We start from the raw sequence: 26,103 nt of genomic DNA on the forward strand, positions 1-26,103 counted from the left end.
TTATTATTAATTTAATCACTATTAGACCAAGTCAACACTCCCTTTAAGGGATAATTATCAAATCCACTTATTAACCCAAAATCTTTGTCATCATTAATTTTTATGTGTATCCAAGCTTCATGAGATTCTTTTAACCGTTCCACATCTATTTCTATTAATTGATCTAATCCTGATTTACTAAGTATCTCGTTCATATTTTGGACATCTTCTAAATCAATACCATTTATAGCGCCACTACCTTTATATTTTTTACCTTTAAAATAATCAGATAATTGAATTTCTGGACTTAAGAATTCTTTGGTTTCTTCAAGATAATCATTGGCTAAAGGCAAAAAAACACCTTCAACTTTTGATTGTAAACAGGTTGTTCCACCTGTTTGATTTGCAATAAGAATTCCTGTGGGATATTCTATGATGATCCCTAATCCCACACTATCCCATATTTCTATTTGTGGTTTTTTCATATTACCATTTACATCATAATTAAATTTCATTCTTTTATTACAAAAGTATTTTCAATCCCCATAGCGTATTTAATAGCTTTTCCAGTTACCACAAACTTAGTTTTATCCTTGCTAGTTTTTACCAAGGCTAACGCAATTCCTGATTTATAACCTTCTACACAAGTTAATACCATATGCTCCTTATTACCAGGAATTTCGGCAAGCATATATTCATAAAAATCACTTTCTTTATCGCTTACATTGACTCCATAGTGTCTAAAACGAGTTCCTCGCCAAAACTCTTGAGTATCCGCAATATCCTTTAATGGTATTAATTTCATTGTTTGTTCTTAATGGTATTCCAATTTACTTTCAAATCGTCATTAATAACTTCTATTATTTTTCCAAAACCTATTCGATGCTTTCCTTCGTAGAATGTAAAGCATACGTTTTTGCACAACTTTCCTTTAAATACTTCTTTATTTACAATAGAAATCTTGGTCATCACCTCTTTTTCTCCTGGCTGAACAGTGTTTTGATTTATATAGGTCTGCTGACCGGTAGTGATATGATCTGGATATTCATTGAATTTTATATGAGGTCGATAGCCTGATGTTACTGCACTTTTTCTGCCACCTTCATCGGAATGGAAAAACCTTAATTCTGCAATGAAATCAGTAGTAGAAAAAACAGTCGTATCTTTTATTCTAAAAGAAATATGTTTGAGATCAAAGATCTGAAAGTCATGTATAATCCAATCTTTATGTTCAATTCTCCAATTATATGCATCTAGTTTCTCTGTGATACCATCCAATACTTCTCCAACAACAAAATTATTTACCAGTTCCTCAAATTCGGTTAGAATACTGAGTAATTCAGTATCAAAAGAATGAGAAAGTATAATTCCTTGTATAAGGTTATCCGTACGGTTTTGTACTTTGATTTCTGCCTTCTGTTGTTTCGCTATATCTTGGATGATTAACTTCATTTCTTACAAAATCTTGATGCATATGATTTTAATTTTTCTTGCATGTCTTCATGTAATATTTCTATACTAAAGTTCTTTGTTCCTTCTAATTTGATCATCGTTTTATCTATAGTTTCATCACAGGTATAGATATAGGCTTCATAATATTCGTCAGACAATTGTTCGTTTACAAACATTTCTACTTTAAATGTAACCTTACCACTATCTGGATTGGATACTATTTGGTGTTCAGAATAGGTCATTGCGCAACCAGAACCACAAGAAATAACAAAGGAATTGTTGGTTTTTTTAGAAGATATTAAAGTAATGTTCTGATCATTATAAGAAAACGTATCGGTATATGTATTTTCTTTTACACTTCCTCTTCTTGTATTGATGCCTGTAAATTGATAATCTATCTTTATGATTTGCTCTGTTATATCTGTAGTTATGTAAATCTCATCAAATGTTGTTTGTATGGTCGCTGTGTTGGGAATTGTTGGACAGCTTTGCAATTTTTTTAATGCTAAGGTGTCTTTTGAAAACCATGTCCTCAAAAATCCAAGATGTTTCTCTGAGCATTGATATCCTAATTTTAATTTGCTTAATACTACACAAGAAAGATTACTTCTATCTTTATTTGCTTTCCCGTCCCATTCGCATTCATTTCCGATAAAGGTTGTAATATAACCCAAAGCGGCTCTTTCTTGTGCTGTTATCTTTTCTAGATATTCATTGTTTAAAGCAATGGTATTGATATCTGTTTCTAGTTCTTCATCATACAATGTTTCTCTCCATAAAACTTTTATTTTTTGATTGCTGGATTGTTCAGCATTGATTTTTTTGAATGAGATCAAAAATGGTTTTGTATAGGTGATTTTGGGATCTCCTGCTTCTTCCATGATTTTTAATTCCCAATTGATTTCTAATGTATCTCCTGTAGCAAGTTGAGAAATACCATCAATATTGTAGGATATGTCAATCGTATCCTTATTCTTCTTTGCTAAAAAGTGCCAGTAATCATAATTATCATCAAAGCTTATAAAACTAATGGTGTCCGTATAACTTTTTCCTAATTCAAGATGTTCGTTAGGTCTAAGTTTGCTTGATAAGAGCGTAAGCTTATCTTCTTTTTTTTCTGGTTGTTCATTTGTCAAGCTATCATTTTTTGTTTGTTCTTTTGTTAACTCTGTATTAGAGGCGTTTTTTTCAGAAGTTTCAGAACTGTCTTTGCAGGCATTCAAACAAATGCATAAAGCAATGATGGTAAAAAGTATTTGTAATTTTATTTTCATGTTTCTTTATTTATATCCATAGATTTTTAATCCAGCTTCTGATGTTTCATATTCGAATTGTTTCCCTTCTTGAAGCATTTGTTCTAGTTGTTCAAGTTTTTGAAAGTCATTTTTTAGTGAAATTAATATCCATTCAATTTCTTTTAATTCAAAAACACCCCAATATTCTTCTATATATTTTTCATTAATCAAATTATTAGAGTTAGGTATCGAGAACGCTCTAGTTTTAGCATCTAAAAGTAATTTTATGGTAGATTCAAATGGGAGATTTAAATCCGTCAATATTGAGAACAGGGCTTTCCATTTTGTGGTGTTCATAAAGCTTGCCTTTCGAGCAATTTCTATTTCTAATTTTTGTTGGTGTTTTTCTGCTTTCGATATTTTAGTCATTTAAAAACTTCTGATTTTTGAAATAGTACATTCTTAATTTAATTTTATATGTCCCTTAAAATACCCAGGCATAGTGTGCAAGCCTAGCGCTCTTGCATTCCTATAAATAAATACGGTTTCGCTAATCCAATAAAACTCATTAAAATAACAGGTTTCATAATCCCAGTAAAAGTCAGCTAGGTAGACAAACTCTCCATTTATCTTTTTCTGAAAAAAGTAGTTTATACATTCTTGTCCATCATAAGATCCATTTAAACGATAGTTTTTTCGAGGGGAGTGATGAATATATTCAGGGTTTCCTGCGGTTATATATGTTTCTCCTGTTTTAATTGAAAAAGACATATCGCTAGAATGTCCTGCATCTAAAACCAAAATTCCATATTCGGGGTAATAACAGGCGGCGTTTCTGAAATAGAAATCTTCACTATAATTCTTATACATAACCAACTTTTGTCCATTATCTATAGTTATACTTTTTATCTGATCTTCTCTTTTGTCCTCTTCTTTTTCGAATTGTGTTACCCATTCGACACGATTTTTTAATAGCACCTTAACCGAATCTAAGTCATTGATTTTTATTGGTTTTTCTGTTTCTTTTAAAACTTTTTTCTTTAAATCATTATACTGCGCTTCATTTATTGTAGAGATACTAATGGCGTTTTTATTTTTGAATGCTTGTAAATACCCATCAAAGACATATCCTTCTTTTTCATAGGTATCAGTTTCTTTAAATATGATATACGGATAGTTACTGTACTTTATCTTAACCCATTTTCCAGTTATTTCTACACCATTATCGATAATGGTCATTTCTTTATCCGTATCTGCTATTTTCTCTACTGTAACTCCATATGGAATCTTGGCTACTTTTTTTGCGGATAATTTATTGCTGGAACGAACATTTAATCCACTTTTTGCATTTACGAAATAATCGTTTTGTGCGTTTCCAATTGCACAAATTAATATGCATATGGCACTAGTAAATACTCTTATAAATATCATGTTATCTAATTGCATATTATTCTTTATAAAATGAGCTCAATAGATCGAACATTTCTTTTCTGGTTGGGTCTTTCGGAAACTTTTTATCTAAGATTTTATTGAAGAATATTTTATAATCAGAAACTAGTTCTTCAAAATCTTTTGCTGTTAATTGATCAAAATCTTCTACACTATCTGGAAATGCTCTTGATAAAATTTGGTCATAAATATCTTCTTCTGGCATATGTTTTTGCCAATCGTCTCCTGTGTTTTCCCAAATACTAACCAGCCCTAATAATCGTAATGGATCGCCTCCAGCAAACTGTCTTGAGCCTTTAATAGCCCAAAAATCAAAATTCTCTTCATCAGCGTGTGGAAGTACAAATATTTTATAGCCTTTTGATTTTATAATGCTTAATGCCAAATTGTATGTGTTCATGGCATCTGCTATTCTGCAACCTTTTTCCATTATTCAGTTATTTAGCATTGTTTATTATTAGCATTCTACTTCACCGGTTTTTAGATTGATTGTTTTTGCTTTTGCGTAGGATACCTCCATATTTTCAAGATCCCAAGTCACATCTATGCTAAAAAGCAATACTGAACAATTTTTGTTATCACTACTTTTTCCGATGATATTGCCTTTGGCATCTTTTAAAACAGCAATAACTTCAGAACTTGTACCTCCATCACCTGGCATTGTTGGTGAAAAGAAGTTACCTTCTTGTTCTATAGTTAATTGATACTTACCATCCGGACTATAGTATGTTCTAAATTCTTTTGATGCGCGAAACTCGTTGTATAGCAACCATGATATAATGAGCACTATGAGTATCAAAAAAAATAGAATGCGTTTATTTTTTTTCATAATACTCAAAGGATTTTTTTAGGTTGTATTTTTCTGTAATCTCTTTTTCCCATGTAAGATATTCATTTTTAAAATCGTTAAAATCACTTGGAATTCCATTCAACCAATACATATGACCATGAAGACAATGCATTGCCCAATGATATTCTAATTCATGTCCTAAAAGTTCTACCTCATTCCAAGATTGAGGAGCTTCGTTTAAAAAAGAAGTACCTAATTTTTGCTGAGCTTCGGCATACGTAACTTTTCCATATTGTACCATAATATGCTTAATCAATTCACAAAATGAATAGTGATTAAAAATTATAATCTCTTCCTCATCTTCAAATTGTATGTTATCCTTTAGCTGTAGGGATTTCATATTGTTGTTATTTCCTTAAAAACATATTCAACTTCATTTCCATTTAGATGTGTGATGATTCCTATGACTTTTGAGTCTCGCAGTTCTAATTGTAATTGTTCTGCGTACGTACCTTCTACTTCCTTGGTAATAAAATCTACTTCAATAGTATTATTGGATACGAGCTTCCAATCATACATTCCAATTTTATGAGTTGATGATTTATTACAAGATGATATTTCCTTTTCAGATATATGTATTTGTTTTTCATCAAATACCAACATTAGATAAATTTCGCTACCAGCACAAGGATTATCATCTGGAGTTTCCTCGTATATGGTATCAACTTTTGATATTAATTTTTTATGTAAGTGGTTTGTCATTTTCTGCGAATATGAAAGGGAAAAATACAGACTTAATAGCATCGTTAAAAAGATGTTTTTATATAAGAAAATAGTATGAGATATATTCATTTTTCTAATTGATATCATTTTAATACAATTCAATTTCCCAATCCTCAAAAGGAGGTTCTACTTTGAAATTAGCATCGCAATAGGATCGTATATAATCGACAGCTCGCTTTTCGGCATATTTTGCGTTAAGCACATTACCATTAATATCTAGTTCTATAACATTAGCAAATATGGCAAATGCTTGTTCTATAGCACTTGGTTCTTCTCCATACAATTTGAGGTAATCAACATCTTTCAATTGATAATGTGTGCCGCTTGCCATAAAATAAGCAAAGGTTCGTAAAGCTCCACTAAAGGATTGACTTAACTTCATTGTTTAATTTCTTTATAGATTTTTCCATCAAATTTTAGGATCACATCTTTCTGAGAAAGAATAGAATCTACAGGATTACATTCTCMGTTTTCATCTTCTGTAAAAATGCGTTTGGTATGGATGTTTTTTACTTTAATATCAAACCATTTATTATTTATAGCATTACTTACTGTTAATTTATTTTCTTCAATATTAATTTCGGCATGGCATGTATTGACATTTACTTCTCCAGTACTTTCATAAATGATATAGTCATCGACTATTTTTTTGATGTCAAATTGATCCCTCATGTAGAGTGATAATGCAGATTTATTGTAAGGATTTGGTTGTGATAGTGTTCGATGTGTTAGGATAACTCCAAAAGCATTTTTTGAGTGAGATAACCTATAATTGGTAGTATCTATAGAAATATCTTCAATAAATATAGCATCAGAAAACCAGCCATTTGTTTTTGAACTTTCGAAGAACTCATGAGTGATCTTACTAGTGTTTGTATTTACAATAGCAATATGACTATTCAATTCATACACTTCATCATTATCTTCATGTTGACCCGCAAGTTCTCCAAGAAGTATAATAGCTTCGTTGGAGTTAGGCAAGAGCTTTATATCTTCGACACTAATTCTAGACTTATCTAAACTCAATTGCTCAATCACATAAGCAATAAGATTTGGAGCGTTTGATGGTTGCTCAGTAATTTCTTGTGGAATTATTTTTATTTTACCGTTTTGAGTTATTTCAAAAACTTCGATGGTTTCTTTCCTTTCGTCCATCCAATCTATATAAGTAATAGTAATTGTATTATTTTCGATTTTTGAATTTCTCTGAAAAGCTCCTTCAGCAATTTCATCATAAGCTATTACTTTAGCATCTATGATGTTTCCATCCATATCATAATTAATAAGCTGCGATTCCATTTCATTCTCTCCTTTAAAAATGGCAATTACAGCAGAGTAAAATTCTTTTGAAAACTCTAATTTGTAGGAAGGAGTCGCTTTATAGTTATATCCATCTTTATAGAAATTGGGATATAATTCTTCTAATTTTAGAAGGGCTACTTCTTCTTTAGTATAGGTTTTAAAATCATCTGCATAACTATCAAAGTTTGTGCTGTCAACCAATGGTGTTTTTCTCAACGATAAACTTTTAATGATTACATCAAAATTAGCATCCGTTTGAATATCCTGAATAGTATCTATTGTAGTTTTTTCACTTAACGTGTCCAGAGATTCATCCTCGATGTTTTTCTTTTCTTCTGGACTCCCTACACAACCAAATACCAGAAATAATATCAAAATGTAAGTTATCTCCTTATTGATGTATGGTTTTAGGATACGATATCTTAAAAATATAGATACGCTTATCAATCCATTTAGAAATAAGATCAATTGTATTTTCATTTAATGCTTCTTTCTTTATTTATATTTTCTCCTAAGTTTTCCTTTATAGTTTTTTGTAAAAGGTTTTTATACAGATACCAAAGCTTCTATTTTATCAACTATTTCTTGTCTGTTTTTGTTTTCAAAAGATAATTCTGGTAGTAAACTTTCTGGTACTTTTTCTGTTTTTTTCTTTTTAGCATTATACTTTTCAACGAGATGATATACTTCTAAAATATACTTGCCGTTTAAGTCTCCTTTAGGATACCAGCTTAGCTCTATGTTTTTATTTTTTTGAGTGTTGGATATGGATAATAATGTTGAACTGGAAAACTCGAATAAGCGATTTTCTTCATTAATATCTTGCTCATAAAATAAGTTCCAATTCACTTTCCATCCAGCCGGTATTCTTAGAGGTTGTAATTTCATTTCCATATTCTTTATTCCCAAACGCGCATCGAAGGTCCGCAATAACCGGTTGCGATATCTAAAATATCATCAGCGCCATCCTGTATTATTTGATTATCTGGATTTTCCGTTTTTAATTTATTCAGTAGTGCTACAACCTTGTCTTGTGTTCCACCGGTATTTTTATAATCCAACAAAATGGTACGCATCTCCTTTGTAAAACCATTTCCTTGTTGTATGTGTGTTACTATTATATTTTCTAATTGTTGGATCTCCATTTGTTAAATTACATCGATTACTTTTTCTAATATATAATGTGCTCCTGCTACAATCGCAGCAATGAAAAAGAGAAATCCCAATCTTAATAATATAGATGCACTCTTGTTTTGTAATTTTTTTCTTAAATAAAAAACATCTAACAGAATGAAAAAGAATGCTATGACAACTCCAACGGCTAACCCTACATAAAATAATCCTAGGTTATAAAATATATATAGGATATATCCTAATCCTTCCTTTGTAATTCTAAAAGGTCCTACAAGAATTCGCATATAACAAATACCTAACACTATGGAGATCATTGTCCAAAAAATGTACATTAATATTTGTTTTACAATCTTCATATATGTTATTTTCTTATTTGTTGGCTTAGTTTATCTGTAATCGTTTATAGGCTTTTCCTATTTCTTTATGATTTGATATAAGTTAGGTTATTGTCTTACTGACAATGGTTTGTAGTTCTTCAAAAACCTTTTTTTGAGAAGGAGCAAGAAGGGTTTCTTTTATTTTTCCTGTTAGTACTTCGATAATATCTCTTCGGGCTTTTACACTTTTTCCAAAATATGCATGCATCATTTTGTTTGGTATAATATAGTTAATTTTAACTTCATTGGTATTCATCGGATAGAGTTTAATCGCATGCATGGAACTTTTTTTTAACACAATGCATTGCGCCATTTGTCCGTTGGTATCTCTTCGTACTTCCCATGTGTCATATTCTTTGGTGCATGTAAAAGTGGATTTTGTTTTTAAAATCTTATATAATGCATCTAAAGAATTGTATTCGTTTTTAATTGTAATTATTTTTTCCATTTTGAGTTTATTTATTTACTTTTTTTGAATTAACCGTTACCAGTTTGTAGATCTTTATTTGACAATAATTTTTTTGACGATTGTTACCTCTTTCAAATCTAGATTTAGAAAATAAATCCCTGATTTTAATCCCTGCACATCTAGAGTCCGTTTATCTGTCTCAGTTACTTTTTGACCAAAAGCATTATAAAGATTAATGGTTTTAATCTCATCGGTATAATCGATGTTTATATAAGAACTACTTGGGTTTGGATATATATTGAGGTTGTTGTCAATAACATAACTTGGTGTGGATAGGGTATTGCAGGCTGGTAGATTGTCCACAAATGTTGATGCAGGATCTACGCCTGTCCAATTCGCTACACTATAGTTAGCATTGTCTACCAGTATACAAACTAAATTTGGATTGTAATTAGAGTTATAATATGTGAAATTAGTATTGTTACCATTTTGAACATTTAAACTAGTTAGTTGGCTGGTATAACACCCTAATTTTACCAAAGCTGTATTTTGACTTACATCTAAACTAGTTATAGGGTTAACCTCACAAAATAATTCTTGTAAGGCGATATTTTGGCTTACATTAATAGAAGTAAGTAAGTTTCCATGACAATTAAGTTTAGTCAGTACAGTATTCTGAGTAACATTAATTGAGGTCAATTGATTGTTCCAACATACAACTTCGTTTAATACTAGATTTTGCGAGAAATCTAGATTGGTTAAAACATTATTTGTGCATGAAATATATTCTAATGCAGCATTCTGACTTAAATTTATAGTTGCTATTTGATTATTATCAAAATATAAATATTCCAAAGCAGGATTCTGACTCACATTAAGGTTTGTTAATAGGTTCGAACCACAGCCAAGAATTCGTAGTAAGGTGTTTTGACTTGTATCGATAGTGGTTAATTGATTGAAGCGAACAAAAAGAATCTCTAATAATGGATGCTCCCAAGGATTAAAACTTGTAAGCTGATTTGAGGTAACATTAATATACCAGAGTAATGAATTGTTTCTATTCAAAATTAGATTTGCTATCTGGTTATGTTCGGCTCTCAAAAAAGTTAAAGCTGTGTTTTGTTCCAGATTTAAGGTTGTTAGACTATTACTGTAACAACTTAACTCAGATAGGTTAACAAATGCTTCGATACCTGTTAAACTAGCTATATTTAATGAAGGACAGTTAATATGACCTGTGAATGCTGTAGCTTCGGATACTTGTATCTCTGTGTCTCCATTTGTGTTTATAGATGCATTACCTACTAGATATGCTTTAAAATTAGCATCAGGAATGTTTACATTTTGTGCGAATACTTCAAAAATGAAGAAGTAACATAGTATAAGGAAAGTAATTTTTTTCATAATTGTATATTTAAGTATTGAATGTTGTTTTTAATAATCCATTTCGATTAGGTTTCCATGCAAATCGTAATTAAATCTAAAGTTGGTATCTCCATTTTCAGGTTTTAGATTTACATGGTATTCTGCTTTGGAAGTGTCACCATTTTTTGGAAATTTTATGAAGGCGATATTTAGTAGAGGGTTTTTAATATCCTTTTCATCTTGTAATTGGATACTTGATTTTTCAACTAATTCTCCGAGTTTTACCAGGTTGATTTTGTCGTTTAGCTGAAACATAAATTCTGCTGCTTTACGTCCTTGTGGAACTTCTAAAGAGATTTCAGAATTTTGTTTCCAAGTAGCCTGTATTAAATTCCATTGCCCCATTTTTAAGGATTCTGGTGCTTCGGTAACTGTAACACCTACAATGTTTCCTATAGCTATGTTATGAGTGATTGATAATTCTGTGAAATACGCATTGCTTCCAAATTTGTCTTTCACTTCTTTTTCTATAGCAGAAAACCCTTTTTTATCGGAAGTATATTCATCTCCAAATGATCCGCAAGAGATAATTGTTGTTAATATGGAAAGGATAATAGCAGCTTTGTATATAACTTTCATAGTAGTGTTTTTTTAGGTTAACACTGCTAAAAGTATTGTGCATAGAGGTAGTAAAAAATAGCGAATCTATTTTCGCTATTTCAGAATCCATAAGTGTGGATTCTTATAAAAAATACGTAAATGAGATATACTAACGCTTATTCCAGCTTAAAAACAACTCTAGAAACTTTTCTTTCTTTCGAGTAGATACGGGTATCTTTTTACCGTTTTTTAGATAAATAACACCTGATTTATCATATTTATCAATACAATTTAAATTAACTATGAAAGATTGATGAGGTCTGGTGAAATGAGTTTGTAGAAGACGTTCTTCAAATTCTTTGATGGTTTTAGAGACCACATATTTTTTATTGTCATTACAATAGAAAGTGGTGTACCCTTTATCAGATTCACAAAACAGAAGCTCTTCTAAATTGATTACCTGAAAGCTGTCATGTAAGGAGAGTATAATTTTGGAGTACTCATTTTTTAAAGCGTCTTTCGCAATTTTTAATTGTTCTTTTTGGGCATTGATAGGCAGTTTAGTGACTTTTTCTAGTGCTATTTCTAATTCTTCTATATCAACAGGTTTGAGAAGATAATCTACAGCGCCAAATTTTAAGGCTTGCAAAGCGTGCTCTTCAAAGGCAGTAATAAAAATAACTTTAAAGGATAAGTTTTCAGTTTGCGTTAAGAAATCAAATCCGGTTCCATCTGTAAGATTAATATCTAAAAAAATAAGTTCTGGTTTACAGGCATTTGCTACTACCACAGCATCTTTTACAGATTCGCACTCGCCAATCACTTCGACTGGAGTTTCGATAAGTTGCAAAAGGTTTAATAATCCTTTTCTTATAAATTCTTTGTCTTCTACAATCAGTGCTTTCATTAATCTAAGATAGTTTTATAGGGTATGACCAAAGTAACCACAGTTCCCTGTTCATTAAATTTTTTTCGATCTTCTACTGTAACAGAACCTCGTTTTTTGAAATCTTTGGAAAGCATCTTCAATCGTTCAGAGGTTATAGCAGTGGATACCGAATTTTTGTGTTGATTTGTACTTGGTTCTTTTGCATCGATTCCAATACCATTATCTAAAATCTTACAAATCAGATCCTCATCTTTATACCATATTTCTACTTCAATGATTCGTTTTTCAGGTTGATTTTCAAAAGCATGTTCGATCGCATTTTCTACAAATGGTTGAATCAACATTGGTGGAATTTGAAATTCCGAAGTATCAATTGTTTCTTCCACATGTATACTGTATTGGTATAAGGAATTTTCAAGATTTTGAAGTGCCAAATAGTTTTCTACAGCTTTTAATTCTTCTGAAAGAGAGACTGTTTTTTCTCTGGAATTTTCTAAAATAAGTCTCATTAATTTGGAAAATTTAGACAAATAAGAAATGGATTTTTTCTCTTCTTTGTCCAAAATCATTCCTTGTAGTACCGATAATGAATTAAAAATAAAATGAGGAGTCATTTGCGACCGTAATAACTTTTGCTCAATTAAAATATTTTGATTTTTAGCATTTACATGTCTTAATTTCAAATAGAAAATAATACTTCCTAAGACTATAGATATCAATAAAATGATAATAATTGCAATAAAAGAATTACGTTGTGATTTCTCTAAATCATTGGTGGTGGTTTGTACAGTTTGTGTAAGTTTTAGTTCTCTTTTTTCAGCCGATTCTAATTCATCTTTATATTTGTATTCATACTCTACTTCTGCCATTTTCTGAATATTGTCTCTATTAAAAAGACTATCATTTAGCACTTGCAATTGCTGATTACTAATAAATGCTTTTTCGTGTTCTTTTAATTCATTATTGATTTTAGATAATAATTCATAAGCATCTCGTTGATGTATTAAAAACTTATATTTTTTTGATAATTGAGCTCCTTTTTCAGCATTATATAATGCTAGCTTATATTTTTTCATATAGTAATATGCCACAGACATACTAATATAAGACCCAACTAAGTCGTATTTCCTTTGGCTTATGGTAGCTATTTTATTTGCTTCTTGAAAGTTCTCTAAAGCTTTAGGGTATTTTTTAAGGCCTAGATAAGCTTGACCTAAACCATTATGACTAATGGCTAACTGTTCATTATCTTCAATAGTTCTACTGAATTCAATTACTTCTATAAAATAGGGGATGGCATTCTCATATTCTCCCTGATCAGCATAAATGCCAGCCATATTACTTTTAATAGCATAACTACTCCTAGGGTTTTGACTAGTTTGTTTTATAGCTAAAGCTTGATTGTAAAAACTCAAGGCTTTATCATAGAGTTCCTGTTGCCTATAAATATTTCCAATATTATTGAATGATTGAAAAATACTGCTATAATCTTTATTTTTTTTAGCAATTTCTAGTGCCTTGTTTTGATACTCCAAAGCCAATGGATAATTACCTTGATCCTGATGTATAATGGCGATAGAATTTAAACAGGTAATGATACCGTATTGATTCTTGGTATTGGTATATAATTGTAGTGCTTCTTGAAAATTAGCAAGCGCCTCTTTGCTTTTTCCTGTGCTTGAATAAATACTGCCAATATTACTAAGGTAATAGGCCATGTTCTTTTTCTCACCGAGTTTTTGATCTATGTCCATGGCTTTTTCAAAATACTCTAAAGCTGGTGGTAGATTACCTTTGTAATTATTGAGAACGCCCATTGCATTATAACAACCTGCTAATCCACTTAAATCATCGATTGATGTATATAGTTCTATAGCTTTTTCATAATTCTTAATAGATATCCCATAATTACCTTGTTCCATATAGGTAATTCCTTTCATATAAAAACTACGAGCTTTTCCTTTTGTAGATTGTATTTCGTCCGCTAGTTTAGCTGCTAATTCAGCATATTCTAAGGACTTAGATGGGTTGTTACGGTAGTTATAATAGGCTAGATTGTTAAGAATTCTAACACGAATTGTATCTTTTTGAGTATGTACCTTTAATTCATTTTTTAGACTATCAATAACCCTATTCTGTGCTTGCATACCTTTAGAAAAAGGTAAAAACAGAACCCATAAAAAGATAACCTTATAAAAAGAATGCATAAATTATATAATCCAAGTTTTAAATATCTGCGGAAATAAAAATAAGTAAAACTTTAAATACAGATTACCTAAACACCTTGAATTTATGAGTAATAAAAAATAATTGAATGGAGCGAACTCATTTTTTTAATCTATCAAGCAAAGATCAACGTCATATATGAAGTACTTGATAATGCATGTTGAGAGCCGTTCTTCTTTAAAACCAAAGGCTTATTTATTGCTTATTTTTTTCTTAATCTCCTTGTATTTTTTCTGTAGTCTTTCATAATGGACTCCCAATGCTTGATCTTTCTTGGAGGCAAGAAGCGTATCTAATGCTTTTGTATAAGCTACATTAAAACTTTCCTCCTTACTTGTTTTGATATGCGGAATAACACCGATTCCTTCCCAGTCCGTTTTTGTAACAGGATGAATGTTGCGTTCTACAGGTACTTGTATCATAAAATTATCATCCATCTCTAAGAAATTAATTCCATGTGCTGCGCCAGGTGTTGTTTGACCTACTATTATAGCTTTGTTAAAGTGTTTCATGCAGTATGCAAATCCTTCAGCGCGAGAAAAACTCTTCTCACCTACAAGAATATAAATTGGTTTATTGAGATAACGATTTCCATTGACGTTCTCATAGGTATATCTGTTTTCTGTCAAATCTTTAGACCTATCATAACTTGTATTCCAGAGCGTTGATTTTTCATCAAAGAAATAACTACCTATATAACTATCTGATCTATATCCTCCTCCATTGTCTCTTAGATCGATAATTAAGGCATCGGTATTTGCAACAAATCGCATAGAAGCATCAATAGTTGGTTGCACCCATTCTAAAAAATGAAAGAAATTAAGTTTTATATATCCAATGTTTCCATCTAATATTTCTACTTTTTCAAAACCAAAATTTTCTTTTTGTGCGTACCATAAATCCAAATCAATTTCTTCTTCTTGGCTTTCCGTTTCGTCATTGTTTTCAGTTATTTGTTGCCTTTTACGTGATTCTCTTCTGGATTTTATAAGTTCTGGTCTATATTGAATTACAAAATGTTTATCCTTAGAGATGGCTACTAGATCATTTGTTAAAACGCCTGCAAACGCTTTATAATCTTTAATAGCATCATATTTACCAGAAGCGTCTAGGCTATCAATTGAATTATTTATGAGTTTGGCTTTATCTACAAAAACGTAATTAGAATCGATTAAAACTTTTATTCTTTGAATAACTTTATATTTTTCATTTTTCGATACCGCTTGAGTATATGTTAAAAAAGGATATAAAATAAATAATAAGAGTGCTATTTTCTTTAATCGAGACATTGTTTTTTGATTTTTTAATTTGTTGCAAAGAAAACTCTTTTACAGAATGTTATCTGTTGATTGTTCATTGTCAAATGTCCTAAGTTATAGTATCGGACAATTTTTTAAGACTCATTTGTAATCATAATTTGTGATAGTAAAAAAAATCAAGAATTTATATAGTATTTTCTTTTGAACAAACTTTAAGATACGCTAAAAGTAGATTCCCTAACGATCAATTCTGTTTTAATTTCGATGGTTTTCTTTACCAGAATATCTGAGTCATTCTCATTTTCAATTTCTTTAATCAGATATTTTGTTGCGGTTTTTCCAATAGTATTTCCAGGTTGATTAACGGTGGTAAGATTGGGTTTGATAATAGTAGCATTTCTAGAATTGCTAAATCCTACTACAGCGATATCCTCAGGAATTTTGATGTTAAATTTATTTAAGGTTTGAATAACACCAATGGCCGCACTATCAGTTATGGCAAAAATAGCATCGGGTCTTTTTTGAATGCTCAATAAAATATTAGCCATTCTTTTTCCTTGTTGCAAAGAGATATCATCAACACTTATAATGATTTTTTCATCAATTTCTATTTGATGTTCTTTTAATGCTCTTATATATCCAGCATATCTCTTTTCCGAGGTATATGAAAATTCTCTTTCCTTAATAATGGCAATTCTTTTTTTTCCTATGTTAATCAGATGTTCCACTGCATTAAAAGCTGCTTCTTCATCATTGATAGTAATCTGTGTACAAGGAATTTTGTCAGATACTTTATCAAATAAGATGAGAGGAAGTGTATCTATGATAGGTAGAATATTACCTATGTCACGAGTCATTTTGGTCAAAGAAGCTAATATTCCATCCACACCAAACTGTATCATGGTATGGAACATTTCATTTTGTTTATTAACATCATCATTGGATTCTGATATAATCACTCGATATCCTTGTATCGAAGCTTGTTCCAAAATGCCACGAACAATAGTAGCTGTGAAATAATGGGTAATATTAGGAACAATGACTCCAATAATATTGGATTTATGTTTCCTAAATCCTTTTGCAAAAATATTAGGGATATAGTTTTTGGATTGTGCTAACTGCTTCACTTTTGTTTTGGTCTCTTCACTTATATCTGGGTGATCATTGAGTGCTCTCGAAACAGTAGAAATGGAGAGATTTAATGCCTGTGCTAGCATTTTCATGGTGGTAATCTCTTTTTTCATAGTAAAGGTTTAATGAAATTAAATTGCAAACGTTTGCGAAAACGTTTGCATACAAAAATGATAATTTTTTAGCTTTTTTTATGTGATTATAGCAATAAATTTGAATAATACTTCATATAAACATATTAATAATGAAAAAAGCTATCACTGTATTATTATGTGTATTCAACGCATTAATAGTATTCTCGCAAACAGAAATTTCAGGGACTGTTACAGATAACGCAGGTGTACCCCTATTAGGAGCTAACATCACTATTCTCGATAGTAATTCAGGAGCCGTATCAGATTTTGATGGAAAGTTCAGCTTTTCAACAAATCTTACTGGTCTAAAGCAACTACAAGTTTCTTTTTTAGGATTTAAAACGCACACCGAATCCATTGAGCTCAATGGAACACCAATTACGCTTCAAATTACCTTACAAGAAGGTAATACTTTGGATGAAGTAGTTCTTACAGCATCCTCCACTTTTAGATCTCAAAAACAAGCGCCTTTATCTATTAGTTCCAAGGGAATCGAAGAAATCACAAAGTTGTCAGCGAATAGCCAGGCAGATATTTTAAGAGATGTTCCGGGTATTACTGCAGAAGGTGGTGGTGGAGAAACAGCAACTAACTTATTCGTAAGAGGGCTTCCTTCTGGAGGTCAGTATGTATTCAATCCATTACAATATGATGGAATGCCATTGGTCAGTACATTTGGTCTGAATTCTTCTGCGCACGATGTATATGCCAGGCCTGATATTGGCTTTAAAGGAGTAGAGTTTGTACGTGGTGGAGCCGCTGTACTATACGGAGCTGGATCTGTTGCAGGGATTATAAACTATACCAGTAAAACTGGGGATACGAATGATGAAACTTTGATTAATGTCGAATATGGAAATAGAGGACGATTGAAAACTGACTTTTATACAGGAGGTAGATTAGGAGGAGAAGATTCGAATACGTACTACGCTTTTACAGGTTTTGTAAGAAAAGATAATGGTCCTATAGAAACTGGCTTGGATACCAGAGGAGTTCAGTTTAGAGCGAATATCAAAAAGAAATTTGATAATGGTTCTTTTACAGTGCATGGACAATTTATCAATGATAGAGCACAATTCTTCTTACCATTACCACTTCAAGGAGGATCCAGAGAGCGTATAAGAGGTAATGATGGGGATGAAGTAGAACAACTACTATCAGGTGAATTAGCAAATACATCTTTTTTAACACCTGGCGGCGTATATCAAAGTCCAATTGATGATGGTGTTTTTACAAGAGGAGGATATCTTTTAGCAGATTTTAATTATAATCTTACTGATAATTTGAAATTTAAAGCAAAAGCCAAGTACGCGAATTATCAGCACAATTTTGCATTGTACGTAGGAGGGAACGGTAATTTTGGAAACCCTATAACCTTAAATAATTATGTAGCAGAAGTAGCACCTGGAAATACGGCTTTTAATGCTACTTATCAAGGAGGATCTGGAGAGCAGATTAGCGGGACTGATTTGGTAGTGGAGAATTTGCATGTGGATCGTTTACGACCGATGACCGATTATTCTGGAGAAGCAAACTTAATACTAAAGTCAGGAGATGGGAACCATACATTCACCTTAGGTACATTTTTAGGAAGAACAGAGGCAGAAGATGTAAACTTTCAATATAGAGTGCTTTCGGAGTTTAATAACAATCCACGATTGGTGAATTTAAGTTATACGGATGCTGGAGGAGGCAATGTAATCTATTCTGAAGGTGGTTTGTATAATAGAATAGGAATGACGGCCAATAACTTTCTAACCCAAAGTAGAACTGCATTTTACTTTACAGATGAAATGGTATTTGATAAATGGCGTTTTGATGTTGGTCTTCGTATTGAGAATACTCAAGGTACTTTTAGAAGAGGAGGACTAGAAGAAACTCAGGTATATGATAATCCTGAGCTAACGGCAGATTTGCAAAATGTAAGTTTTGCAGATGGTAGCTTTACCACTGGAGAGATTGATGATACAGCTTGGGCTATTTCCTTAGCTGGATTATACGAATTGACAGAGTCTACGAATTTATATGCCAATTTTTCTAGAGGATTTTTCTTTCCGCAACAAAGAGGTTTTGCGCCAACACCAGGTATTAGAGATACCAACTACGAGGCAGAAACCATTATTCAGGGAGAATTAGGAGCTAAGTTTGGAACAGCAGCATTTTCAGGTTCTGTAGCAGGTTATTTTGTAAACCTTAGTGATCGTATCCGAATAGATCAGGCAATATCAGGAGGACAATTAGTAGATCAAGCCAGAAGTGAACAAACCACTAGAACTTTTGGATTAGAAGCCACAGGACAATATCGATTGATGGATGATCTTACCATTAATGCTACACTTACCTATCAGAATCATGAGATTACTAAAAATGAAACAACAGACTTAGTAAATAATACAACATCAACCATTAATGAAGGAAATGAAATTGGTAGACAACCTAACTTTTTAGGAAGCCTTGGAGTGAATTATGATAATTCAAAGATTGATGGGAACTTTACCTTAAATCATACAGGAGCTAAATTTACTGATGATTCTAATAATGTAGAATTAGATGCTATTTCTATTGTGAGGATCGGTGGAGGATATACCTTTGAAACGCAAAATACAAACTCTATAAGATTAGGACTTTCTATATTTAATTTATTTGATAGCGACGGACTTACAGAAGGTAATCCTAGAGCAGGAATTGCCGGGCAATCTGCTGATGGAGAGTTTTTCTTCGGAAGACCCATTCTACCACGTAGATTTTTCTTAACCGCTACCTATAGTTTTTAAACCATTTAATGAATTTATGTAAACTAAAACATCACTTGTAGCTAACTGCAAGTGATGCACTTTTATTAATCGATAAGAATTGTTATGACACCATTAGAAAAACAGGCAATAGACGTTTTGAACGAAAACTGGAAAGGGAATTTTAGCATACCATGCGAGAACTTATATCCTTTTCAGTGGTTTTGGGATTCTGGTTTAATTGCTATTGGCTTTGCTCATTTTGATATGCCCAAAGCAGAAAAAGAAATTTCAACATTACTAGATGCACAATGGGATAATGGATTTATTCCGCACATTGTTTTTCATAGTGAAACGGATTCCTATTTTCCCGGAGCCGATTTTCATCATTCTAGTTTACATCCACAAGCTTCTAAAAAATATAAAACTACTGGAATGACACAACCGCCAGTAACAGGCTTTGTGCTCGAAGAATTATATAGAATCAGTTCTGACAAAGAAGCTACACTTAATTTTATAAAAACAGTTATTGATAAAGTGTATTTTAATCATGAATATTTTTACAATAACAGAGATCCCAAGAATGAAGGACTAATTTACATATATCATAATTGGGAATCAGGAACCGATAATTCTCCAATATGGGATGACATCTGGAAAACGATGAATCCTCCAGAGTATACTTTTGAAAGACGCGATACGACTCATGTTGATGCTTCGCAGAGACCTTCAAAAAGAGAGTATGATCACTATTTATACATTATAGAAATTGCAAAAGAACATAACTATAATGATCAAAAAATAGCAGAGTTATCCCCATTTTTGGTACAAGATCCACTATTCAATGCTTTATTAATTAAATCTAATGAGTCATTAATCAAGCTATATCATCTTATAGAGGATAATGAGGGTAAAATTAAACAATTGCATAACTGGCAAAGCAAGGCAATACATGCATTTAATACTAAATTGTTTGATGAAGAAGTTGGCGCTTATATACACTATGATTTGAGAAATGAAAAACCTCTTAGATACCTGTCATCATCATCATTTTCTCCCTTATTTGCAGGTATTCCTAATCAACAAAGAGCTGCTGCTATGATCAAATTAATGCTGGATAAATTTGGTGGTGATCATCAATATTTATGCGCATCTTTTGATCCAACTAGTGATCGATTTAACCCCAAAAAGTACTGGCGAGGTCCTGTATGGATTAATTTAAATTGGATATTGTATCGAGGTGTGTCTGAATATGAATATGATGATATTGCAGAACGTATCAAAAAGGATACTCTGGAAATCATAGAGAAAAACGGGTTTTATGAATACTTTGATTCTAGGAAGGAAATCCATGAAAAAGAAAATGCAGGGTATGGAGGTAATAATTTTTCTTGGAGTGCAGCATTGTTTATCGATTTAATGCATTCCTAAACATGACCAGAATTTAAAAATAAGAAGATGTTAGATTTTTCAAAAGACTATATTCTGGAAAATGATACAGTAAGACTATCTCCATTACGAAAGGAGCATATAAAGGAGCTTTCTGTTCAATCTAATGATTCTTTCATCTGGAATTATTTGATAGAAGAAGGCAAAAGTTTCCTGCAGTTGCAGAAATATATTTATCATGCACTAGACAATCGGAAAGCAGCCAAAGAATATCCCTTTGTAGTATATGATAAAACCAAAAAAGCTTTTGCTGGAACAACTAGATTATATGATTATTCTGAACAGTTGAAAGTGATAAAATTAGGACATACATGGTATGGTAAAGATTTTCGAGGGACAATGGTAAATAAGAATAGTAAGTATTTATTATTAGAATTTATTTTTGAAAATCTAAATCTAGAACGGGTTGGATTTGGTGTTCACGAAGAAAACAAAATCAGTATTGCAGCACTGCAAAGTTTAGGTTGTACAAGAGAAGGGGTTTTACGAAATTTTATTCCCTCATTGGATGGAGAAGGAAGAACTGATATTGTATTATTCAGTATTTTGAAAAGTGAATGGCTAACTTTTATAAAAACCGAATTACGTAATAAATTACACATAAAAGCATAAACTTATGAATTATATAGATTACATAATTATAGTGGTTTATTTACTGGCTTTCTTAGGAATTGGGTACTTTTTCAAAGAAAATAAGAATTCCAAGGATTATTTTTTAGGAGGTCAGTCTATGAGTTGGTTTCCCCTTAGTTTATCTACTATGGCTACACAGTTATCCGCTATCAGTTTTATTTCGGCACCAGCATTTGTCGGTCTAAAAGAAGGAGGTGGATTACAATGGTTAACCTATGAATTTGGTGTCCCTTTAGCAATGGCTTTTTTGTTGATTGCTATCATCCCTTCCTTGTATAATTCCGGTATTGTAAGTGTTTATGAGTTTTTGGAAAAACGTTTTGATGCTTCATCAAGACTTTTGATAAGTTTTGTGTTTCAAATAAGTCGTTCTGTTGCAACCGGTGTTATGGTATATACCATGGCACTGATTTTACAAGCTACCACAGGAATTGAATTTTGGATTTCTGTATTATTGATAGGCATCATTACAATGATATATTCATTTCAAGGTGGAATGAAAGCTGTAATTTGGGGAGATGTTATACAGATGTGTATTTTGTTTTTCGGGATAATTGTCTGTCTAGTGTATGGATTGAGTGAATTAGGAGGTTTCGAAAATTTCTTAACTCATGTAGATAAGGATAGACTAACTGCAGTTGACTTTTCAAAATGGGGGTTTAATAATGCTGATAAAAATGACGAATTTGGATTTTGGCCAATGGTAATTGGAGGGATCTTTTTATATGCTTCGTATTATGGAACGGATCAAACTCAATCTCAACGCTTACTATCCGCTAAAGGTATGCCTACTATTAAAAGATTATTACTTGCGAATGGATTACTTCGGTTCCCAGTTACACTTACCTATTGCATTATGGGATTAGTTCTTGGAACTTTATTAATTCAAGATGTGAGTTTCCAAGAATTGATGGATGTTGTTTATCAGGATAATATCAATAGTTTAGAAGGTAAAAGAGCAGATTTAATGGTACCTGTGTTTATCATAAAATACCTTCCTAATGGAATTATAGGGATTTTAATTGTAGCCATTATGTCAGCAGCCATGTCTTCCTTAAGTTCTACCGTAAATTCATTATCTGCAGTAACTTTAGAGGATTTTATAAAGAGATTTAAACCCAATATGCCTGATAAGAAATATGTTACTTATTCCAGATTGCTCTCTGTTTTCTGGGGGTTGGTATGCTTGTTTTTTGCATTTTTTGCAGGGAACATTGAAGGTACCGTGATCGAGGTGATTAATAAAATTAGTTCCATATTTTATGGGCCAATTTTGGCTGCATTTATATTAGCAATTCTTACGAAGAAGACACATGCGATTGGAGCTAATATTGGTATTGTAGCGGGTGTTGTTTTTAATATGTTTCTTTGGTTGTATGTGCCTGAAGTATTTTGGTTTTGGTGGAATGCAATAGGTTGTATAGTTACTATAGTAGTAGGATACACCTTAAGCTTGATCATAAATGGAACGCAAAAAGAAGGACTAAAAGTGGTTTTCTATAAACAAGGGAAACGAGAAGTTATTATACTTTTAGGATATTTTGTGATCATATGTCTTTTAGCACTATCTATGGTGAATATATTAAGTTAACTCGTCTGATGTGAAAATAGTTTTAGCTCCAGATAAATTTAAAAACTCTTTAACGGCAATGGAATTTTGCCTAGCAGTTGAAAGTGGGATCAAACAACTAAGGTCTGATATAGAAATTGTAAAATTACCATTAGCTGATGGTGGAGACGGTACTATTGAGGTTGTGAACTATTATCTTAAAGGTCAAAAGATAATAGTAGAGGTGAACAACCCTTTTTTTAAACCTGTAAAGGCTTGCTATTTATATTCAGAATCTACCCGAACTGCATTTATCGAGATGGCTGAAGCATCAGGTATGAAATTATTGAAGGAAGAAGAGTTTGATTGTAAAAATGCGACCACTTATGGCACTGGAGAAATGATTTTGGATGCTATGAATAAAGGAGTAAATAAGATTATTTTGGGATTAGGAGGTAGTGCTACAAATGATTGTGGTATTGGTATGGCGTCTGCTCTTGGATACCGTTTTTTGGATAAAAATCATATGCCAATTAAACCTATTGGTGCTAATTTATCTAAAATAATATCTATCAATAGAGATGAGGTAGTTCCTAAATTGAGTCAAGTGCAATTCCAAATCGCTTGTGATGTAACAAATCCATTATATGGAAAAGAAGGTGCTGCTCATACCTATGCTGCCCAAAAAGGAGCTACTGCACAAGATATTAAGATGCTTGATAAAGGATTACAAGATTTTTCAGCTATCATACAAACTACTTTTGGTATGGATCCACAAATCATAAAAGGAGCAGGTGCTGCTGGAGGAATGGGTATTGGATCAAAAATTTTTCTGAATGGAACCTTAGAACCTGGAATTGAGTTAATAAAATCGCTTGCCCACTTTGATGAAAAAGTAAAAAATGCAGATTGGATAATTTCTGGAGAAGGGAAGTTAGATGACCAAACACTATTAGGTAAAACAATTCTAGGAGTTACCAAGGTAGCAAAAGCAAATAATATGAAAGTAGCAGTGTTTTGTGGTATGATTGAGCTAACAGAAAATGCAATTGATGATTTCAATATTTTGTACGCTGACGAAGTCATAAAGTATGCTCTTAATACAAAGGATGCTATGGATAATGCAGGGAGCTATATAAAAGAAATGGTAGAAGCATTTGTCAGGAAATTTTTAAGTACTTAAGATTGGCCCCTTTAATTTATTTTTTTTTGAATTCAGATTTTTCTAATAAAAAGGTGTAAATACTTTCCTTATTTTCTTCCGAAAAGAAAAAACTCATATTTCTATTCTATATTTGTTGTATACAAAAGATAGATTACCATCATAGTTTGGTAAAGCTTGACATCTAACTAAAGATGGTTGTAGTAACAAATCTCAATTATAATGACTCATAACATCAACACTCATTTTCTTCTATTATTTCTATTCTTAACTACCTTTTTAAACGCTCAGGAAAAAGCAGTTCCTGTATTTAAGGATGGCGAAGCACAAATTGTAGAAGCTTTTAATAATCCTGGAAAGTGGATTCGTCATGATCTATGGGTGCCAACAGAATTTGATACCGATGGAGATGGAGCTTTAGATAGAATGCATGTATCAGTAACACGCCCATATCAAACCGAAAAAGAAGGATTAAAATTACCAGTTATTTATGTTTCTAGTCCTTATTTTGCAGGTGTTGCTGCAAATGCTGATGGATTGTTTTGGGACGTACATCATGAGATTGGAGCACAACCAAAACCAAGAACACATGTAGAGGTGATACGTAGAGGAAAAAGGCCGATTATTTCCAATTCACATATTTACAAATGGGTTCCAAGAGGGTATATTGTAGTACATTCTTCCTCTCCAGGAACAGGTTTATCGCAAGGAGCTCCTACAGTAGGAGGTGATAACGAATCCTTAGCACCGAAAGCGGTGATTGATTGGTTGTGCGGTCGTATTGATGGGTTTTCAGAACCAGAAGGAGGAGAGAAGGTGAAGGCATATTGGTCTACCGGAAAAGTTGGAATGACCGGAACTTCGTATAATGGAACTATTCCTTTAGCTGCTGCTACGACAGGAGTAAAAGGGCTAGAAGCAATTATTCCTATCGCTCCAAATACTTCGTATTATCACTATTACAGATCTAACGGTTTAGTACGTTCTCCAGGTGGATATCTAGGAGAAGATATCGATGTATTATATGATTTTATTCATAGTGGAGACGAGTCTAAGCGTCCGTATAATAATAAGATAGTGCGAGATACAGAGATGAAAAATGGAATGGATAGAATCACTGGAGATTATAACGATTTCTGGGCAGGCCGAGATTATCTAAATGATATAAAACCTATGAAAGCAGCATTATTGATGTCCCATGGATTTAATGATTGGAATGTAATGCCAGAACATAGTTATAGAATCTATAAGAAAGCAAAAGAAATGGGGATTCCTTCTCAGATCTATTACCATCAAAATGGACATGGTGGTCCACCGCCAATGACCATGATGAACAGATGGTTTACTCGATATTTACACGGAGTAGAAAATGATGTTGAAAATGATGCACGCGCTTGGATTGTTAGAGAAAATGATCCACAAGAAGAACCCACTTCGTATAAAGAATATCCAAATCCTGATGCTACAGATGTCACTCTTTTTGCAAATAAAGGAGGACAAGAAGTAGGTGCGTTAGTTAACAATAAACTAAGTAAGCAGGGAAAAGAAAAATTAATAGATGACTATACCTTCTCTGGAGATTCTTTGGCAGCATTACCATCATCTAATCACCGTTTGTTGTATACAACACCTATACTAAAAGAAGATATTCATATATCTGGAATTCCTAAAGTAACCATAAAATTGGCAAGTAGTAAACCTGCTGCTAATCTTTCTGTTTGGTTGGTTTCTTTACCTTGGAAAAAGAAAACAAGGAAGATTACCAATAATATTATTACTCGTGGTTGGGCGGATCCACAAAATTATAAGTCCTTAACAGACAGTGAACCTCTAAAACCAGGTGCATTCTATGAAATGTCTTTCGAATTACAACCAGATGATCAAATCATTAAAAAGGGACAACAAATTGGACTGATGATTTTTTCAAGTGATAGTCAGTTCACTTTGTTACCAGAACCCGGAACAGAACTTACTATTGATTTAGATGAAACATCGATTACTATTCCTATTGTTGGAGGTGTAAAAGCATTTGAAAAAGCTACGAAATAAGAACAAATATTAAAC

Annotated in this window: 28 protein-coding genes; 6 read left to right on the plus strand and 22 right to left on the minus strand. The window is 32.2% G+C overall.

From position 1 onward, the window contains the following. Positions 1-11: 11 nt before the first annotated feature. The 22 genes from GBO31_RS01495 to GBO31_RS01600 form a co-directional block, all read right to left on the minus strand. A complete protein-coding gene (locus GBO31_RS01495) occupies positions 12-494 on the minus strand; it encodes a DUF6210 family protein (protein ID WP_219006540.1) in 483 nt (160 codons plus the stop codon). Further along, positions 491-784 (minus strand): hypothetical protein, encoded by a 294-nt coding sequence (locus GBO31_RS01500; protein ID WP_219006541.1) that lies wholly within the window; start codon positions 782-784, stop codon positions 491-493. The genes GBO31_RS01495 and GBO31_RS01500 overlap by 4 nt, the downstream gene beginning before the upstream one ends. Next, positions 781-1,431: a hypothetical protein gene (locus tag GBO31_RS01505; protein ID WP_219006542.1), complete on the minus strand. Its 651-nt coding sequence runs from the start codon at positions 1,429-1,431 to the stop codon at positions 781-783. Before GBO31_RS01505 ends, GBO31_RS01500 begins: the two co-directional genes overlap by 4 nt. Then, on the minus strand, positions 1,428-2,705 hold the full coding sequence (locus tag GBO31_RS01510) for a hypothetical protein (RefSeq protein WP_219006543.1): 1,278 nt from the start codon (positions 2,703-2,705) through the stop codon (positions 1,428-1,430). The genes GBO31_RS01505 and GBO31_RS01510 overlap by 4 nt, the downstream gene beginning before the upstream one ends. 6 nt (positions 2,706-2,711) lie before the next feature. After that, positions 2,712-3,095: a DUF6678 family protein gene (locus GBO31_RS01515; RefSeq protein ID WP_219006544.1), complete on the minus strand. Its 384-nt coding sequence runs from the start codon at positions 3,093-3,095 to the stop codon at positions 2,712-2,714. Positions 3,096-3,128: 33 nt separating this feature from the next. Then, positions 3,129-4,112: an SH3 domain-containing protein gene (locus GBO31_RS01520; protein WP_219006545.1), complete on the minus strand. Its 984-nt coding sequence runs from the start codon at positions 4,110-4,112 to the stop codon at positions 3,129-3,131. Position 4,113: 1 nt separating this feature from the next. Continuing rightward, the gene (locus GBO31_RS01525) at positions 4,114-4,545 is read right to left on the minus strand and encodes a hypothetical protein (RefSeq protein ID WP_219006546.1); all 432 of its coding nucleotides are present in this window, start codon (positions 4,543-4,545) and stop codon (positions 4,114-4,116) included. Between the two features lie 27 nt (positions 4,546-4,572). Beyond that, entirely contained in the window at positions 4,573-4,944 is a 372-nt protein-coding gene (locus GBO31_RS01530) for a hypothetical protein (protein ID WP_219006547.1), read from the minus strand. Continuing rightward, the gene (locus GBO31_RS01535; RefSeq protein ID WP_219006548.1) at positions 4,931-5,305 is read right to left on the minus strand and encodes a hypothetical protein; all 375 of its coding nucleotides are present in this window, start codon (positions 5,303-5,305) and stop codon (positions 4,931-4,933) included. The genes GBO31_RS01530 and GBO31_RS01535 overlap by 14 nt, the downstream gene beginning before the upstream one ends. Continuing rightward, positions 5,302-5,667, minus strand: coding sequence for a hypothetical protein (locus GBO31_RS01540; RefSeq protein WP_219006549.1), 366 nt, complete (start codon positions 5,665-5,667; stop codon positions 5,302-5,304). Before GBO31_RS01540 ends, GBO31_RS01535 begins: the two co-directional genes overlap by 4 nt. Positions 5,668-5,776: 109 nt before the next feature. Then, positions 5,777-6,070 (minus strand): DUF7677 family protein, encoded by a 294-nt coding sequence (locus GBO31_RS01545; RefSeq protein ID WP_219006550.1) that lies wholly within the window; start codon positions 6,068-6,070, stop codon positions 5,777-5,779. Next, positions 6,067-7,470, minus strand: a complete 1,404-nt coding sequence (locus GBO31_RS01550; RefSeq protein WP_219006551.1) for a hypothetical protein — start codon at positions 7,468-7,470, stop codon at positions 6,067-6,069. The genes GBO31_RS01545 and GBO31_RS01550 overlap by 4 nt, the downstream gene beginning before the upstream one ends. A 66-nt stretch (positions 7,471-7,536) precedes the next feature. Then, entirely contained in the window at positions 7,537-7,878 is a 342-nt protein-coding gene (locus GBO31_RS01555; RefSeq protein WP_219006552.1) for a hypothetical protein, read from the minus strand. An 11-nt stretch (positions 7,879-7,889) separates the two neighbouring features. Beyond that, positions 7,890-8,135 carry a hypothetical protein gene (locus GBO31_RS01560; protein WP_219006553.1) on the minus strand — a complete coding sequence of 82 codons (246 nt, stop codon included), beginning with the start codon at positions 8,133-8,135 and terminating at the stop codon, positions 7,890-7,892. Between the two features lie 3 nt (positions 8,136-8,138). Next, positions 8,139-8,456: a hypothetical protein gene (locus GBO31_RS01565; protein WP_219006554.1), complete on the minus strand. Its 318-nt coding sequence runs from the start codon at positions 8,454-8,456 to the stop codon at positions 8,139-8,141. A 106-nt stretch (positions 8,457-8,562) separates the two neighbouring features. Continuing rightward, positions 8,563-8,949: a hypothetical protein gene (locus GBO31_RS01570; RefSeq protein ID WP_219006555.1), complete on the minus strand. Its 387-nt coding sequence runs from the start codon at positions 8,947-8,949 to the stop codon at positions 8,563-8,565. A gap of 54 nt (positions 8,950-9,003) precedes the next feature. Beyond that, positions 9,004-10,314 carry a T9SS type A sorting domain-containing protein gene (locus tag GBO31_RS01575; protein ID WP_219006556.1) on the minus strand — a complete coding sequence of 437 codons (1,311 nt, stop codon included), beginning with the start codon at positions 10,312-10,314 and terminating at the stop codon, positions 9,004-9,006. Positions 10,315-10,344: 30 nt separating this feature from the next. Continuing rightward, entirely contained in the window at positions 10,345-10,914 is a 570-nt protein-coding gene (locus GBO31_RS01580) for a hypothetical protein (RefSeq protein WP_219006557.1), read from the minus strand. A 130-nt stretch (positions 10,915-11,044) separates the two neighbouring features. After that, a complete protein-coding gene (locus GBO31_RS01585; protein WP_219006558.1) occupies positions 11,045-11,782 on the minus strand; it encodes a LytR/AlgR family response regulator transcription factor in 738 nt (245 codons plus the stop codon). Then, a complete protein-coding gene (locus tag GBO31_RS01590; protein ID WP_219006559.1) occupies positions 11,782-13,911 on the minus strand; it encodes a tetratricopeptide repeat protein in 2,130 nt (709 codons plus the stop codon). The genes GBO31_RS01585 and GBO31_RS01590 overlap by 1 nt, the downstream gene beginning before the upstream one ends. A gap of 270 nt (positions 13,912-14,181) precedes the next feature. Beyond that, on the minus strand, positions 14,182-15,279 hold the full coding sequence (locus GBO31_RS01595) for a S41 family peptidase (protein ID WP_219006560.1): 1,098 nt from the start codon (positions 15,277-15,279) through the stop codon (positions 14,182-14,184). 182 nt (positions 15,280-15,461) lie between these two features. Then, the gene (locus tag GBO31_RS01600) at positions 15,462-16,493 is read right to left on the minus strand and encodes a LacI family DNA-binding transcriptional regulator (protein ID WP_219006561.1); all 1,032 of its coding nucleotides are present in this window, start codon (positions 16,491-16,493) and stop codon (positions 15,462-15,464) included. Positions 16,494-16,624: 131 nt separating this feature from the next. On the opposite strand from GBO31_RS01600, the gene GBO31_RS01605 reads away from it, so the two are divergent. The 6 genes from GBO31_RS01605 (at position 16,625) to GBO31_RS01630 (ending at position 26,088) form a co-directional block, all read left to right on the plus strand. Beyond that, on the plus strand, positions 16,625-19,288 hold the full coding sequence (locus tag GBO31_RS01605) for a TonB-dependent receptor (protein WP_219006562.1): 2,664 nt from the start codon (positions 16,625-16,627) through the stop codon (positions 19,286-19,288). An 84-nt stretch (positions 19,289-19,372) separates the two neighbouring features. Then, positions 19,373-20,677, plus strand: a complete 1,305-nt coding sequence (locus GBO31_RS01610; RefSeq protein WP_219006563.1) for an MGH1-like glycoside hydrolase domain-containing protein — start codon at positions 19,373-19,375, stop codon at positions 20,675-20,677. 27 nt (positions 20,678-20,704) lie between these two features. Continuing rightward, positions 20,705-21,307 (plus strand): GNAT family N-acetyltransferase, encoded by a 603-nt coding sequence (locus GBO31_RS01615; RefSeq protein ID WP_219006564.1) that lies wholly within the window; start codon positions 20,705-20,707, stop codon positions 21,305-21,307. A 4-nt stretch (positions 21,308-21,311) separates the two neighbouring features. Next, positions 21,312-22,919 (plus strand): sodium:solute symporter, encoded by a 1,608-nt coding sequence (locus tag GBO31_RS01620; protein WP_219006565.1) that lies wholly within the window; start codon positions 21,312-21,314, stop codon positions 22,917-22,919. A gap of 10 nt (positions 22,920-22,929) precedes the next feature. Beyond that, on the plus strand, positions 22,930-24,060 hold the full coding sequence (locus GBO31_RS01625; protein WP_219006566.1) for a glycerate kinase: 1,131 nt from the start codon (positions 22,930-22,932) through the stop codon (positions 24,058-24,060). A gap of 201 nt (positions 24,061-24,261) precedes the next feature. Beyond that, positions 24,262-26,088, plus strand: coding sequence for a Xaa-Pro dipeptidyl-peptidase (locus tag GBO31_RS01630; RefSeq protein ID WP_219006567.1), 1,827 nt, complete (start codon positions 24,262-24,264; stop codon positions 26,086-26,088). Positions 26,089-26,103: the final 15 nt, after the last annotated feature.

It is taken from the genome of Aquimarina litoralis, from assembly GCF_019295435.1.
Taxonomy (GTDB): Bacteria; Bacteroidota; Bacteroidia; order Flavobacteriales; family Flavobacteriaceae; genus Aquimarina; species Aquimarina litoralis_A.

Coding starts and splice junctions, on each gene's coding strand:
- GBO31_RS01495 (WP_219006540.1), bottom strand. CDS start 494: ATGAAATTTAATTATGATGTAAATGGTAATATGAAAAAACCACAAATA.
- GBO31_RS01500 (WP_219006541.1), bottom strand. CDS start 784: ATGAAATTAATACCATTAAAGGATATTGCGGATACTCAAGAGTTTTGG.
- GBO31_RS01505 (WP_219006542.1), bottom strand. CDS start 1,431: ATGAAGTTAATCATCCAAGATATAGCGAAACAACAGAAGGCAGAAATC.
- GBO31_RS01510 (WP_219006543.1), bottom strand. CDS start 2,705: ATGAAAATAAAATTACAAATACTTTTTACCATCATTGCTTTATGCATT.
- GBO31_RS01515 (WP_219006544.1), bottom strand. CDS start 3,095: ATGACTAAAATATCGAAAGCAGAAAAACACCAACAAAAATTAGAAATA.
- GBO31_RS01520 (WP_219006545.1), bottom strand. CDS start 4,112: ATGCAATTAGATAACATGATATTTATAAGAGTATTTACTAGTGCCATA.
- GBO31_RS01525 (WP_219006546.1), bottom strand. CDS start 4,545: ATGGAAAAAGGTTGCAGAATAGCAGATGCCATGAACACATACAATTTG.
- GBO31_RS01530 (WP_219006547.1), bottom strand. CDS start 4,944: ATGAAAAAAAATAAACGCATTCTATTTTTTTTGATACTCATAGTGCTC.
- GBO31_RS01535 (WP_219006548.1), bottom strand. CDS start 5,305: ATGAAATCCCTACAGCTAAAGGATAACATACAATTTGAAGATGAGGAA.
- GBO31_RS01540 (WP_219006549.1), bottom strand. CDS start 5,667: ATGACAAACCACTTACATAAAAAATTAATATCAAAAGTTGATACCATA.
- GBO31_RS01545 (WP_219006550.1), bottom strand. CDS start 6,070: ATGAAGTTAAGTCAATCCTTTAGTGGAGCTTTACGAACCTTTGCTTAT.
- GBO31_RS01555 (WP_219006552.1), bottom strand. CDS start 7,878: ATGAAATTACAACCTCTAAGAATACCGGCTGGATGGAAAGTGAATTGG.
- GBO31_RS01560 (WP_219006553.1), bottom strand. CDS start 8,135: ATGGAGATCCAACAATTAGAAAATATAATAGTAACACACATACAACAA.
- GBO31_RS01565 (WP_219006554.1), bottom strand. CDS start 8,456: ATGTACATTTTTTGGACAATGATCTCCATAGTGTTAGGTATTTGTTAT.
- GBO31_RS01570 (WP_219006555.1), bottom strand. CDS start 8,949: ATGGAAAAAATAATTACAATTAAAAACGAATACAATTCTTTAGATGCA.
- GBO31_RS01575 (WP_219006556.1), bottom strand. CDS start 10,314: ATGAAAAAAATTACTTTCCTTATACTATGTTACTTCTTCATTTTTGAA.
- GBO31_RS01580 (WP_219006557.1), bottom strand. CDS start 10,914: ATGAAAGTTATATACAAAGCTGCTATTATCCTTTCCATATTAACAACA.
- GBO31_RS01585 (WP_219006558.1), bottom strand. CDS start 11,782: ATGAAAGCACTGATTGTAGAAGACAAAGAATTTATAAGAAAAGGATTA.
- GBO31_RS01590 (WP_219006559.1), bottom strand. CDS start 13,911: ATGCAAGCACAGAATAGGGTTATTGATAGTCTAAAAAATGAATTAAAG.
- GBO31_RS01595 (WP_219006560.1), bottom strand. CDS start 15,279: ATGTCTCGATTAAAGAAAATAGCACTCTTATTATTTATTTTATATCCT.
- GBO31_RS01600 (WP_219006561.1), bottom strand. CDS start 16,493: ATGAAAAAAGAGATTACCACCATGAAAATGCTAGCACAGGCATTAAAT.
- GBO31_RS01605 (WP_219006562.1), top strand. CDS start 16,625: ATGAAAAAAGCTATCACTGTATTATTATGTGTATTCAACGCATTAATA.
- GBO31_RS01610 (WP_219006563.1), top strand. CDS start 19,373: ATGACACCATTAGAAAAACAGGCAATAGACGTTTTGAACGAAAACTGG.
- GBO31_RS01615 (WP_219006564.1), top strand. CDS start 20,705: ATGTTAGATTTTTCAAAAGACTATATTCTGGAAAATGATACAGTAAGA.
- GBO31_RS01620 (WP_219006565.1), top strand. CDS start 21,312: ATGAATTATATAGATTACATAATTATAGTGGTTTATTTACTGGCTTTC.
- GBO31_RS01630 (WP_219006567.1), top strand. CDS start 24,262: ATGACTCATAACATCAACACTCATTTTCTTCTATTATTTCTATTCTTA.